The 13270-nt window shown below is 40.5% G+C and carries 8 protein-coding genes, 16 tRNA genes and 2 rRNA genes (1 of these 26 cut by a window edge); 23 read left to right on the plus strand and 3 right to left on the minus strand.

The window, feature by feature from the left end; all coding sequences use genetic code 11:
* The 19 genes from RCG21_RS07485 to nfsA form a co-directional block, all read left to right on the plus strand.
* Positions 1-223: ribosomal RNA gene (locus RCG21_RS07485) — 23S ribosomal RNA — on the plus strand (it extends 2716 nt beyond the left edge of the window).
* 131 nt (positions 224-354) lie between these two features.
* Positions 355-471: ribosomal RNA gene (rrf, locus tag RCG21_RS07490) — 5S ribosomal RNA — on the plus strand.
* Positions 472-485: 14 nt separating this feature from the next.
* Positions 486-560 (plus strand) — tRNA-Asn (locus RCG21_RS07495).
* A 7-nt stretch (positions 561-567) separates the two neighbouring features.
* Positions 568-659 (plus strand) — tRNA-Ser (locus tag RCG21_RS07500).
* Positions 660-677: 18 nt separating this feature from the next.
* A tRNA-Glu gene (locus RCG21_RS07505) sits at positions 678-752 on the plus strand.
* Between the two features lie 38 nt (positions 753-790).
* Positions 791-866: transfer RNA gene (locus tag RCG21_RS07510), tRNA-Val, on the plus strand.
* Between the two features lie 9 nt (positions 867-875).
* Positions 876-949 (plus strand) — tRNA-Met (locus RCG21_RS07515).
* Between the two features lie 3 nt (positions 950-952).
* Positions 953-1029, plus strand: a tRNA-Asp gene (locus RCG21_RS07520).
* A 7-nt stretch (positions 1030-1036) separates the two neighbouring features.
* Positions 1037-1109, plus strand: a tRNA-Phe gene (locus tag RCG21_RS07525).
* A 21-nt stretch (positions 1110-1130) separates the two neighbouring features.
* Positions 1131-1203 (plus strand) — tRNA-Thr (locus RCG21_RS07530).
* A 30-nt stretch (positions 1204-1233) separates the two neighbouring features.
* Positions 1234-1318: transfer RNA gene (locus RCG21_RS07535), tRNA-Tyr, on the plus strand.
* A gap of 4 nt (positions 1319-1322) precedes the next feature.
* A tRNA-Trp gene (locus RCG21_RS07540) sits at positions 1323-1396 on the plus strand.
* A 15-nt stretch (positions 1397-1411) separates the two neighbouring features.
* A tRNA-His gene (locus tag RCG21_RS07545) sits at positions 1412-1487 on the plus strand.
* 40 nt (positions 1488-1527) lie between these two features.
* Positions 1528-1602 (plus strand) — tRNA-Gln (locus RCG21_RS07550).
* Positions 1603-1606: 4 nt separating this feature from the next.
* Positions 1607-1681 (plus strand) — tRNA-Gly (locus tag RCG21_RS07555).
* A gap of 8 nt (positions 1682-1689) precedes the next feature.
* Positions 1690-1764 (plus strand) — tRNA-Cys (locus RCG21_RS07560).
* Between the two features lie 47 nt (positions 1765-1811).
* Positions 1812-1897, plus strand: a tRNA-Leu gene (locus tag RCG21_RS07565).
* A 22-nt stretch (positions 1898-1919) separates the two neighbouring features.
* Positions 1920-2001 (plus strand) — tRNA-Leu (locus RCG21_RS07570).
* Between the two features lie 248 nt (positions 2002-2249).
* A complete protein-coding gene (nfsA, locus tag RCG21_RS07575; RefSeq protein WP_133338618.1) occupies positions 2250-2984 on the plus strand; it encodes an oxygen-insensitive NADPH nitroreductase in 735 nt (244 codons plus the stop codon).
* A 129-nt stretch (positions 2985-3113) separates the two neighbouring features.
* Here the strand turns inward: nfsA and pdxR are convergent, their stop codons facing one another.
* Positions 3114-4511 carry a MocR-like pyridoxine biosynthesis transcription factor PdxR gene (gene pdxR / locus RCG21_RS07580; protein WP_308913038.1) on the minus strand — a complete coding sequence of 466 codons (1398 nt, stop codon included), beginning with the start codon at positions 4509-4511 and terminating at the stop codon, positions 3114-3116.
* Between the two features lie 115 nt (positions 4512-4626).
* On the opposite strand from pdxR, the gene RCG21_RS07585 reads away from it, so the two are divergent.
* The gene (locus RCG21_RS07585; protein ID WP_133338612.1) at positions 4627-5052 is read left to right on the plus strand and encodes a GNAT family N-acetyltransferase; all 426 of its coding nucleotides are present in this window, start codon (positions 4627-4629) and stop codon (positions 5050-5052) included.
* Positions 5053-5149: 97 nt separating this feature from the next.
* Positions 5150-5671 (plus strand): ECF transporter S component, encoded by a 522-nt coding sequence (locus tag RCG21_RS07590; RefSeq protein WP_133338610.1) that lies wholly within the window; start codon positions 5150-5152, stop codon positions 5669-5671.
* Positions 5672-5942: 271 nt separating this feature from the next.
* Here the strand turns inward: RCG21_RS07590 and pyc are convergent, their stop codons facing one another.
* Positions 5943-9392 carry a pyruvate carboxylase gene (pyc, locus tag RCG21_RS07595; RefSeq protein WP_133338608.1) on the minus strand — a complete coding sequence of 1150 codons (3450 nt, stop codon included), beginning with the start codon at positions 9390-9392 and terminating at the stop codon, positions 5943-5945.
* Positions 9393-9587: 195 nt separating this feature from the next.
* Positions 9588-11285, minus strand: a complete 1698-nt coding sequence (locus tag RCG21_RS07600; protein WP_133338606.1) for an L-lactate permease — start codon at positions 11283-11285, stop codon at positions 9588-9590.
* Between the two features lie 298 nt (positions 11286-11583).
* On the opposite strand from RCG21_RS07600, the gene RCG21_RS07605 reads away from it, so the two are divergent.
* Positions 11584-12318, plus strand: coding sequence for a FadR/GntR family transcriptional regulator (locus RCG21_RS07605; RefSeq protein WP_133338604.1), 735 nt, complete (start codon positions 11584-11586; stop codon positions 12316-12318).
* Positions 12319-12528: 210 nt separating this feature from the next.
* Positions 12529-13245: a lactate utilization iron-sulfur protein LutA gene (gene lutA / locus RCG21_RS07610; RefSeq protein WP_133338602.1), complete on the plus strand. Its 717-nt coding sequence runs from the start codon at positions 12529-12531 to the stop codon at positions 13243-13245.
* Positions 13246-13270 lie beyond the last annotated feature (25 nt).

The raw sequence follows: 13270 nt of genomic DNA on the forward strand, positions 1-13270 counted from the left end.
CACCGCTGGTGTACCAGTTGTCTTGCCAAAGGCATCGCTGGGTAGCTATGTGCGGACGGGATAAGTGCTGAAAGCATCTAAGCATGAAGCCCCCCTCAAGATGAGATTTCCCATAGCGTCAAGCTAGTAAGATCCCTGAAAGATGATCAGGTTGATAGGTCAGAGGTGGAAGCGTGGTGACATGTGGAGCTGACTGATACTAATCGATCGAGGACTTAACCATAGTCTTAAGGTGAACTCGTTTTTACTGAAACTTCTTCTGTATTATCTAGTTTTGAGGGAATGAAAAAAAATAAATTTACCTCTTGAAAAATCTCAAAAAGACATTATAATAAAATAGTGTCTGATAAATAGTCTGGCAATAATGGCGAGAAGGTCACACCCGTTCCCATACCGAACACGGAAGTTAAGCTTCTCAGCGCCGATGGTAGTTGGGGGCTGTCCCCCTGTGAGAGTAGGACGTTGCCAGGCTGTTATATAATTATTCCGCAGTAGCTCAGTGGTAGAGCTATCGGCTGTTAACCGATCGGTCGTAGGTTCGAGTCCTACCTGCGGAGCCATTTTAATGGAGAGCTGTCCGAGTGGCCGAAGGAGCACGATTGGAAATCGTGTAGGCGGGTAACCCTGTCTCAAGGGTTCAAATCCCTTGCTCTCCGCCATTAAAATTTTTCTAAAATGGCCCCTTGGTCAAGCGGTTAAGACACCGCCCTTTCACGGCGGTAACACGGGTTCGAATCCCGTAGGGGTCACCAAAGTTTTTTACAGTAGTGAAAACAATTGTCATTAATATGGAGGATTAGCTCAGCTGGGAGAGCATCTGCCTTACAAGCAGAGGGTCGGCGGTTCGATCCCGTCATCCTCCACCATATTGTTATCGCGGGGTGGAGCAGTCTGGTAGCTCGTCGGGCTCATAACCCGAAGGTCGCAGGTTCAAATCCTGCCTCCGCAATTTGGTCTGGTAGTTCAGTTGGTTAGAATGCCTGCCTGTCACGCAGGAGGTCGCGGGTTCGAGTCCCGTCCAGACCGCCATTTAAGTGGCTCAGTAGCTCAGTCGGTAGAGCAAAGGACTGAAAATCCTTGTGTCGGCGGTTCGATTCCGTCCTGAGCCACCTTTAATTTTTAAAAGATACGCCGATGTAGCTCAATTGGTAGAGCAACTGAATCGTAATCAGTAGGTTGGGGGTTCAATTCCTCTCGTCGGCACCTTAAGCTGACAACTCAACTTTCAAATGTGGAGGGGTAGCGAAGTGGCTAAACGCGGCGGACTGTAAATCCGCTCCCTCCGGGTTCGGCGGTTCGAATCCGTCCCCCTCCACCATTTTAGGGGTATAGTTTAAAGGTAGAACGAAGGTCTCCAAAACCTTTGGTGTGGGTTCAATTCCTACTACCCCTGCCAATTATTTTCATTATGGCGATTGTGGCGAAGTGGTTAACGCATCGGATTGTGGTTCCGACATTCGTGGGTTCGATTCCCATCAGTCGCCCCATTTAATTTTTATTGAATAAGTGGTAAATTTATTATACTATTGGGCTATAGCCAAGCGGTAAGGCATCGCACTTTGACTGCGACATGCGTTGGTTCAAATCCAGCTAGCCCAGCCAATTTGCGGAAGTAGTTCAGTGGTAGAACACCACCTTGCCAAGGTGGGGGTCGCGGGTTCGAATCCCGTCTTCCGCTCCAATAATTATGGCGGCATAGCCAAGTGGTAAGGCCAAGGTCTGCAAAACCTTTATCCACCGGTTCGAATCCGGTTGCCGCCTCCATCTTTACAGATTGTGTTGAGATTGGAGAATTAGAAGAATAAGATTTCGCCGGGGTGGCGGAACTGGCAGACGCACAGGACTTAAAATCCTGCGGTAGGTGACTACCGTACCGGTTCGATTCCGGTCCTCGGCATTAGCTTTAAAATTTTATACACGCCGGTGTGGCGGAATTGGCAGACGCGCACGACTCAAAATCGTGTTCCGCAAGGAGTGTCGGTTCGACCCCGACCACCGGTATCACAGACAGTGTTAGAAACACAGTCGCAGCAACGGTTTGACTATTTTGTCAGGCCGTTTTTTGTCGTTTGATGAAAATCATATTGAACAAATCAGATTAAAGAGATGCAGAACATTTTGAAGGGATTCTAGCAAGAAAATGTTCTTTAAGGCTTGTAGGAGCTGGAAGGATATTCATTCTCTTCTAATAGGTTATAATAAAACTAATTAGAAGAAAAGGATGAGTTTATATGAAATATTCTAAGAATATATCGGAAACAATTAAGGTGATGCAAAGTCACGTCTCTGTCCGCAAGTATTTAGCGGAACCAATCCCAAAAGAACATTTATTGGAAATCCTTAAATCAGGACAGGGTGCGGCTACCTCCCATTTTGTCCAGGCTTATTCCATCATTCATGTTACAGACAAGGAGAAAAAAGACAAAATAGCTGAACTTGCAAAAAATAGCCATATTAGTAATGCTTCAGATTTCTTCATATTTTGCGCAGATTTAAAACGCCTGGAAGTGGCCGGCAGGAAGCATGGAATCGTCATTGAACACGATAATTTAGAAAATTTTATGGTTGCAATTATCGATACTGCCCTGATTGCCCAAAATGTCATTACAGCAGCAGAATCACTTGGATATGGCGGCTGTTATATTGGCGGTGTTCGGAATAATCCCGATCCTATTAGCAAGCTTGTTGGTCTTCCTGACAAAGTGTTTCCGATATTTGGATTATGCTTAGGGGTTCCTGCCGAAAGGAACGAGGTAAAACCAAGATTGCCATTAGATGCGATTCTCCACAAAAATCAATATAACACGGAGAAATATGAAAGTCTGCTTGACGAGTATGATCAAACCATGAATACATATTATCAGCAGCGCTCTACCAATAACAAACAAACCAACTGGACTGAATCAATGGCTCATTTTATGGAAAATAAAAGAAGAGTTCATATGCGAGAATTTGTTGAAAGCAAAGGATTCCATTTGGAGTAAAAAAAGAATCCGGCGCCATTTCGAATAGCGCCGGATTTATTTATGAATTTTCTTATATAAAAGCATATTCGGACAGGAGAAGAAGGAAAGCTTAAATCCAGTCCAAATCTAAGATCATAAACCAATCTCCTAAAGCTCCCATGCCTCTTTTAATAACTGAATTCCTGTTTCAATTTCAGATTCGGATAAACCGCCAAAACCGAGTAAGACCCGAGAACCAAAGCTTCCTTTAGAATAATAATAGGCCGATAAGGGATATACCTTTACCCCAACCTTTAAGGCTTTTCTGATTAGCTGCTCTTCCCCCATCCCGTTTTTTACTTCCAAGACAATATGAAGCCCAGAATTTTCACCAATGACAAGCACGTTGTCCCCAAGAAAATTTTTAATCGACTGCATTAAAACAACATGCTTCTTGCGGTAAAGGGTTCTCATTTTATTTAAATGACTTTGCCAATAACCTTCACTCATAAAGCGATAAAGGGTATCCTGATGCAATCGGGAGGACGTTTGCTTATAAATGGTATAGCGGTCGTGATACTTCTTTAACAAATTCGGCGGTAAAACGAGATAACTGATCCGGATTGAAGGTATTAAAGACTTGGAAAAAGTCCCTAAATAGATCACCCGTCCTTTTTGGTCCAACCCTTGCAACGAAGGAATTGGCTTTCCCTTATAGCGATATTCACCGTCATAATCATCTTCAATGATATAACCATTCTTTTCCTCCGCCCATTTTAACAATTCCAACCTTCGTGATATCGGCATTACCATTCCAAAAGGGAATTGATGAGAGGGAGTCACATAAGCAACACTAGCATTACTACTATTCAGTTCCTGTATATTCAATCCATCTTCATCAAGTGGGATAAAAATCGTGTTCGCCCCGAAATCTTGTAGAACTGTTTTCGTTCGATGAAATCCAGGATTCTCCAGTCCATAGGTTTGGCCTTTTCCTAGTAACATGCACAATAATCCGATTAGAAACTGGGTCCCAGCTCCAATGATAATTTGCTGGGCAGAACATTTTACCCCCCTGGAGGCAAATAAATACTTTGCAATTTGCTCGCGGAGTAACAGTTCTCCTTGAGGATTTCCATTATAGAACAACTCTCCCCGATCCAAAGATTGAATCGTCAATTTCCGCCATGCGGTATTTGGAAAGTTTTCTAAATCCACTTGGCCTGAATTGAAATCAATTTTAGCAATTTCTTGTGGTACATGATCACTGATTACCTCCATTTTTTGAGGATAATCCTGGCTTGAGAATAGGTCATCTTCAAATGGCGTAACAAATAGTCCTTTTCGGGGTTTACTTTCTAAATATCCCTCTGCACATAACTGATCGTAGGCAGACTGCACGGTGTTAAGGCTTAAACCAAGATAATTAGATAAACTTCTTTTTGACGGTAATTTTTCTTTCGGTTTTATTCTACCTGATGAGATTTCTTCTTTAATGTAGTCGGCCAACTGTAAATACAGCGGTTTACTCATGCTATTATCCAAAACGGGTGTGATTTCAATCATGATTTTATCCTCCAGTCTATTTCTGGAACCATTAAATTTATCAAAACTGGTACTTTTGATTATACCAGATTGTGATTTAATATTGTTAAAAGATCCTTAAAGGGAATGGGGGAAGATGGCAAGAACAATAATAAGGATATTAAAAAATTCACAGGAAATTAAAGAAGCATTTCCAATAATGAAACAGCTGCGGGCGCATTTAAATGAAGCAAGTTTTCTTCAATTGGTTCAGGAAGCTGTGGAAAAAGAGGGGTATCAATTAGCGGCCTTATATGAAGACGAAAACATTGTTGCTGTAACAGGATTTATGCCCATGATCACCTTATATAATGGCAGGTCCATTTGGGTCTGCGATTTAGTGACAGATGAAGAAAAGCGGTCGAAAGGGTATGGAAAAAAACTTTTAAATTTTGTCCATCTATGGGCAAAAGAGAATGGATTTGGGATTGTCTCACTCTCATCCGGCTTACAACGGGGAGATGCTCATCGTTTTTATGAAGATAAAATGGAATATGACAAGTTCAGCTATGTTTTTTTTTAAAAGACTTTAATATAAAAAAAGGCTTTGTAAATCAGTTTTTATCAGAATCTTTACCTGTGCAATTTATTTTATATTAAATAAAGAAAGAGGAAAGCATATGAATTCAACATTCGTACAAACAGAATCAACTAAAACAAAGGCCATCGTCATAAACGCACTTTTCATCGCAATGACCTTTGTCGCAACAATGTTCATAAACATAAGGCTGCCATTAATGGGTAACGGTGGTTTAATCCATCTTGGGAATGTGCCTCTTTTTCTAGCAGCCTTGGTTTACGGCAAAAAAACAGGAGCTATCGCAGGCGCCTTCGGAATGGGTCTTTTTGATATTGTATCTGGTTGGGCAATATGGTCACCGTTCACATTTGTCATTGTTGGTGCAATGGGCTTTGTAGTTGGTCTCATATCTGAAAAGTCAACCGGCAATAGAGTCCTTGCAAGCACACTGGCCATTGCGGTTGCACTTATTATAAAAGTTGTGGGCTACTATTTTGCCGAAGTGATTCTTTACGGTAACTGGGTACAGCCATTCGGATCCGTCCCAGGAAACATTATGCAGGTCGTATTAGCCGGTATCATTGTAATCCCAATTGCAGCACGCTTAAAGAAAAGAGCTTGAAAGATATAAGAGGGAAACATATTTTGGAACGATTTTCAATGCAGGCAAACCGAAATTTTAGGATTTGTCGACAGTCTAAGTCAACATTTTCAATGTTGACTTTTTATTTTGTCTTTGATTATTCAACTATCAAATTTCTATCAGTTTTTGATAATCTCAGAATTGTAAAGTGATTGAATGAAATGATAGAGTAGTTGCCTTCAAATAATGTATTGAAGGAGAATAGAAGGGGGAAAATCTCCTATCGACGGGATAGGAGATTTAAGATTTTTTAATTTGATAATTCAAGTAATAAATCACCGGGTTCAATCGTATCGTTATTATTTATATAAATCTCTTTAATTGTACCACTGAATGGTGCTTGAACAGTTGTCTCCATCTTCATGGCCTCTGTAATCATGAGATGATCACCTTTTGAAACTATTTGTCCTTTTTCAACAAGGAGTTTCAGAACGTTACCTGGCATGGAAGCTCCAATATGGCTTTTATTTCCAGGATCTGCTTTCAATTTTGCTTGAACAGTCGTTTTAATATTCTCGTCTTTAATAAGAACTTCACGTGTCTGACCATTTAGTTCAAAATAAAGCACGCGAGTCCCGTCCGGTTTCGGTTCGCTAATGGAAATGAGTTTGACAAAAAGGGTTTTCCCTTTTTCAATTTCCACCTCAATTTGTTCGCCTAGGCGCATTCCGTATAAAAACGTTGGCGTATCAAGAACGGAAATATCTCCATATTTCTCGACTGTTTGATGGTATTCCATAAACACCTTTGGATATAGGACATAGGCAATCACATCGTGGCTTGTCACAGGACGTTTTAATGAACGATACAACATCTCTTTAATTTCTTGAAAGTTTACAGGCTCCAAGAGTTCTCCGGGGCGAACATTTATTGGTTCTTTTCCTTTTAAAATAATACGTTGAAGCTCTTTAGGAAATCCCCCATAAGGCTGGCCAAGGTAGCCTTCAAATAATTCTATAACTGAGTCAGGAAAATCAAGTGTCTCCCCGCGTTCAAAAATATCGTCTTCCGTTATATTATTTTGTACCATATAAAGGGCCATGTCCCCAACAACTTTTGAGGATGGGGTTACTTTTATAATATCGCCAAACAACTGATTTACACGGGAATACATTTCTTTTACTTGATCCCATCTGTCTCCCAATCCTACAGCTTTTGCTTGTTGCTGTAGATTACTATATTGTCCGCCTGGCATTTCGTGAACATATACTTCGGTATGAGGAGCATTCATGCCACTCTCAAAATCTGCGTAATATTTGCGAACCTCTTCCCAATAATAAGAAATCTGCTCCAATGCCTTTATGTCAATAAGCGGTTTACGATAATGTCCTTCTAAAGCATAATAGAGAGAATTTGCACTTGGCTGTGATGTTAGTCCAGCCATAGAGCTTGCCGCAACATCCACAATATCTACTCCTGCTTCAATTGCCTTTGCGTACATAAATAGTCCATTGCCGCTTGTATCATGGGTGTGTAAATGGATCGGTATCTCAACCGATTCCTTTAAAGCGGAAATCAAGTCATACGCAGCCTGTGGTTTTAACAAACCAGCCATATCCTTAATTCCTAATATATGTGCTCCTGATTGTTCCAGCTCTTTTGCCAGATTTTTATAGTAATCCAAATCATATTTTCTTCTAGACGGATCCAAAATATCACCCGTATAACACATGGTTGCCTCTGCAATTTTTCCACTATCTCTTACTGCATCAATCGCCAGTTCCATTCCTTTTACCCAATTGAGGCTGTCAAAGATTCGGAAAACGTCAATACCTGCTTCCGCAGACTTGTTAACAAATTCTTTGATTACATTATCCGGATAATTTTTATAACCGACAGCATTTGATGCACGAAGAAGCATTTGGAACAACATATTCGGCATGGCTTGCCGCAACTTTAATAAGCGTTCCCATGGATTCTCCTTTAAAAAGCGGTAGGAGACATCGAATGTCGCACCACCCCACATTTCAACAGAAAATAAATTAGGAATTAAACGGGCAGTCGGCTCGGCAATTCGCAGCAAGTCATTTGTTCGAACACGAGTGGCTAACAATGATTGATGGGCATCACGGAAAGTTGTATCGGTTAATAAAACTTCCTTTTGTTCTTTAATCCAATTTACGACTCCTTCTGGACCTTTTTCATCAAGTATTTGTTTTGTTCCGTTTAGAATTGGCTCAAATGGATTAATCCTAGGTAATGTTGGTTTTTCAAAAAGAGGCTTATCCTTTTTAGTCACTCCCGGAAAACCATTCACCGTTACGTTTCCAATATAAGTGAGCATTTTTGTCCCACGGTCTTTCGATTTCGGGAAAATGAATAACTCCGGTGTAGAATCGATAAACGATGTATTATATTCACCTTTTAGAAATTTCTCATGCTTTACCACTTTTTCGAGGAACGGAATATTGGTTCTGATTCCACGGATCCGGAATTCTTTTAAATTTCTGACCATTTTTGCCGCAGCTTGATCAAAGGTTAGGGCCCAAGTTGTTACTTTTACAAGAAGGGAGTCGTAAAAGGGGGTAATGACTGCTCCCTGGAATCCATTTCCTGCATCTAAACGTACCCCAAACCCTCCGCCTGAACGGTAGGCCATGATTCTTCCTGTATCTGGCATAAAGTTATTCAAAGGATCTTCGGTAGTAACACGCGATTGAATCGCATAACCGTGTACCTGAATATTTTCTTGACTAGGAATTCCCACTTCATGACTATGAAGAGAATAGCCGGCCGCAATTATTATTTGGGACTGAACAATATCAATACCGGTAATCATTTCTGTAATCGTATGTTCAACCTGTACCCGTGGGTTTACTTCAATAAAAAAGAATTCATCATCTGTAACAAGGAACTCTACTGTTCCAGCATTTAGATAGGAAACGTTTTTCATTAAATGAACAGCAGCCTCACATATAGCTTGCCGCAAGTCTTCAGGCAATGAAAGGCTTGGAGCTACTTCCACAACCTTTTGGTGGCGGCGTTGGACGGAACAATCACGTTCAAATAAATGAACAACGTTTCCATTATGGTCACCTAATATCTGTACCTCAATATGTTTGGGATTTTCCACAAATTTTTCAATATAAACCTCATCGTTTCCGAATGCGGCTTTTGCTTCAGATTTGGCGCGATCATATGATTCTTTTAAACTGTCTTCACTTCGTACAATCCGCATTCCACGGCCGCCTCCGCCAAGAGATGCCTTGATCATGAGCGGATATCCATATTTTTGCCCAAAAGTTTTCGCTTCCTCCAGGCTCTCAATAGGACCATCACTTCCAGGAATTACTGGAATATTAGCCTGAATCGCTTGGTGGCGGGCCTTCACTTTATCCCCGAACATCTCTAAATGTTTTGATTTTGGACCAATAAAAATAATTCCTTCATCTTCACAACGTTTTGCGAATTCAGCATTTTCTGATAGAAATCCATAGCCCGGGTGGATAGCGTCAACTTCATGGGACTTTGCAATTTTAATAATTCCTTCAATATCCAGATAAGCATCAATTGGTTTTTTTCCTTCCCCAACTAAATAGGCTTCATCTGCTTTATACCGGTGGAAAGAGCCGCTATCCTCTTTTGAGTAAATGGCAACGGTTCGAATGTCTAACTCGGTACAGGCACGGAAAATTCGGATTGCAATTTCCCCACGATTTGCAACTAAAACTTTGTTAATCTTTTTTATTCTACTTTCCATATCTAATTCTCCTTAATAATTAAAGATTTATAGAGCGGTAAATTTTTAAAATTTTGGGCTTTTTCCCTCCAATAACGCTATTTGAATATTAATAATATTCAAATTAAATTATAGCAAAAATGAGAACCCTTTTCTTATGAAAAACTCGAAAGGCTGATTCCAATAAGGAAAGAGCCTCTCGAGTTTTTCAATATTTTAAGGAATCATGAAACTAAGAACTGAATTTTGTAGCCAAACGATGATTCCGACAATAATGACTAGGAAAATACTATGTTTGATTGTAAAGCGGAACAGCTCGGATTCTTTACCGGCAAGTCCTACGGCTGCACAGGCAACGGCAATCGATTGTGGTGAAATCATTTTACCTGTGACTCCGCCGGATGAGTTAGCTGCAAGTGCCAAAATGGGATTCATGCCAATCGATTCGGCGGTAACTTTTTGCAGATTGGCGAATAACACGTTTGCCGATGTGTCCGATCCAGTTATAAAAACCCCCAGCCATCCAAGGAAAGGTGAGAAGAATGGGAACAGGATTGGTCCTGTTTTTGCCAATGCTAATCCAAGAGTTGTACTCATTCCGGCAACGTTAATCACATAGGCGAAACCAACAACTGTAGCAATCGTTAACAGTGGGTACTTTACTTCATTTAATGTTTCCCCAAATGTTTGCACCCAAGAATTCCATGACATTTTTATAATAAACTTCGTGATAATTGCAGCAATTAAAATCGCAGTACCAGCGGCTGCCAATAGCTCAATTTTGTAAAAGGCGGGTGCCGGTACTGCCCCGGCTTTACTAATCACTTTGTTATGGACAAATGGTACTTCCGGCATAAAGGTTAAAGCATGTCCAATTGAATTAATAGCCTTTAGAATAGCATTAGCCCCTTCATAATGCCCGCTTAATGCAAGCTTGATCGTCGGAATTCCCCAAAGTGAAATGGTTGCTGTTAACAAAATAAATGGTGACCAAGCTTTAAAAATTTGTCCCCCAGTATAGTGAACTTCATTTGTTTTTCTACAAGAAATGGTAACAGCAGCGGCAAGCTCTTGTTCTGCCGAAAAACGGAAAATCGTTTTTGGCTTCCAGAAATTTAGGAAAATAGCTAAAGCAAACAACGAAACAAGTGCTGATAAGATATCAGGCAGTTCTGGTCCTAAAAAGTTAGATGTTAAGTATTGTGTAATGGCAAATGCAAACCCTGATACAAGAATTGCCGGCAATACTTCCATCGTTTTCTTAAAACCAGCCATAATAAATACAAGATAAAATGGAATAAACACTGATAAAAATGGCAGCTGACGACCGATCATTTTTGAAATTTCTTTTGCGGCAATACCGGTAGGCCCTTCCATCGCAATAACTGGAATACCAATGGCGCCAAACGCAACCGGTGCTGTGTTCGCAATTAAACAAATCCCAGCAGCATATAGCGGATTAAATCCCAAACCAACTAATAGTGCAGCGGAAATTGCAACCGGTGCACCGAATCCTGCTGCCCCTTCAAGGAACGCCCCAAACGAAAACGCTACCAACAATGCTTGCAAACGCCGGTCCTCAGTAATGGATAAGACAGAATGGCGAATGATTTCAAATTGGCCCGATTTTACGGTTAGCTTGTATAAAAATACGGAGGCAACAATGATCCAGCCAATCGGCAGAACGCCGTAAACAGCCCCTTGAGTAGCCGACATGACGGCCATTTCGGCAGGAACTTTGTAAGCAATAACAGCAATAATAATAGAAAGTATAAGTGTAGTCAGGCCGGCAATGTGGCCCTTCATTCTTTTAATAGCTAAGGCCCAGAAGAAATAAAGAATGGGTATTAATGCAACAATCGCGGTGAGTGCTAGATTGTTTCCTACTGCAGTAAAATTTTGGGTAAATGTCATTGGCATAGTCTCCCTTAATTGGTTTTGTTATAGCGTTGCATTTTCAAAGAAAAAATTACCACCCACTTTACAAATAGAGTAATCGCTTACAAGTGATGATGTGGTCATCAGATGATTAGATGTTCAACATGGTGATAGAAAAGATTATATTAATATTTTTTAAAAATTACAACAGTATTTTTTACTATGGTTTTTATAAAAATCGCCCATAAAATTTTGAAGTAGATGCAAATCATATGAAAATAGGTATAATTAAAGTGCGTGTCAAAGCTGATGAATTATATAAAGGGGCACTGGAATGAATTATAAAAAAATCAAACCTAAAAAAATATATGAAGAGGTTACCGAAGCTATTTATGAAATGATTCGGTCTGAGGAGCTTAAACCCGGGGATAAGCTTGACTCTGTACAACAGCTTGCGGAAAATTTTCAGGTAGGACGTTCGGCCATACGTGAGGCATTAACCTCATTACGGGCAATGGGACTTGTCGAAATGAAGCAGGGTGAAGGGACCTATATAAAGGAATTTGAACCAGATCAAATTACTTTTCCATTATCAACTGCTATCTTAATGAACCAGGAAGATATTGCAGAATTAGTAGAAGTGCGGAAAATTATTGAAAGCGGGACTGCAGCTGCTGCGGCAAAGCGAAGAACCGATCAGAATTTAATGATGATGGAGGCTGCTCTTGAAGCAATGCTTGAAGCAAAAGGTGATGAAGAACTTGGTGAAACGGCAGATTTACAATTTCACATGGCGCTTGCCGAAGCTGCCCAAAACCGATTATTGCTGAATTTAATGAACCATGTTTCTGAGCTTATGGTAGAAACAATGAGGGAAACGCGCAGGGTTTGGTTGTTTTCAAAAGAAACTACCATTGAGCAGTTACATAGGGAGCACTTGGCCATTTATGAAGCAATTAAAGCACAGGACAAAGAGGCAGCAAGGACCAACATGCTGATTCACCTTGAAAATGTCGATGCTATTCTAGGGAAGTATTTCCAACATACAACAAAGTTTAATAGGGAGTAAAATACTGATAAAAAAGGGTTCCTATAATAGTTGAGGGGCCCTTTTTTGCATTTTTCAATCAGATAAAAAAGGACTTTTTTTTTGAAAGCCCTTTCTAAACTTGATACTTTTGGTGTAAGATGTACAATATAAATTATTCAGTCATCAGATGACCGGTTAACTAGTTTTATAAACATAGTGACAGAATTTATTTTTGAGGGGAAGAGAAAAATGAAGGTTACTCTTTTTGCAACTTGTATCGTCGATATGTTCCAAGGCAATGTGGGGAAGGCAACGGTTGAACTGCTTGAAAGACTTGGATGTGAAGTGGAATTCCCGGAATCGCAGGTCTGCTGTGGTCAGCCTGCATACAACAGCGGTTATGTGAAGGAATCAAAAGAAGCCATGAAACGTATGATTGAAACGTTTAGTGACGCCGAATATGTAGTTTCACCATCTGGTTCATGTGCTTTTATGTTCCATGAGTATCCTCATGTTTTTGCAGACGACCCTGTATGGGAGCAAAAGGCAAAGGCATTAGCAGACAAAACCTATGAGCTGACACAATTTATCGTCGAGGTTTTAAAAATAGAAGATGTCGGTGCAAGATTTGTAGGCAATGTAACGTATCATACTTCCTGCCACATGACCAGATTACTAGGCGTAAAAGAACCGCCTATGATTTTGTTAAGAAATGTTAAAGGCTTACAGTTCACCGAATTACCTGGTAAAGAACAATGCTGCGGATTTGGCGGCACATTTTCAGTTAAAATGGCACAAATTTCGGAGCAGATGGTCGATGAGAAGGTCCGGCACGTAGAAGAAACCGGAGCACAGTACCTGGTGGGAGCGGACGGAGCCTGCTTGATGAATATCGGCGGCAGGATGGAACGATTGGGGAAACCGGTAAAAGTGCTGCATATTGCCGAAGTATTAAACAGCCGTTAATGCATTTATTTTTTTAAAAAATGGG

This window comes from Bacillus salipaludis (assembly GCF_030938565.1).
Lineage (GTDB): Bacteria > Bacillota > Bacilli > Bacillales > Cytobacillaceae > Neobacillus > Neobacillus salipaludis_A.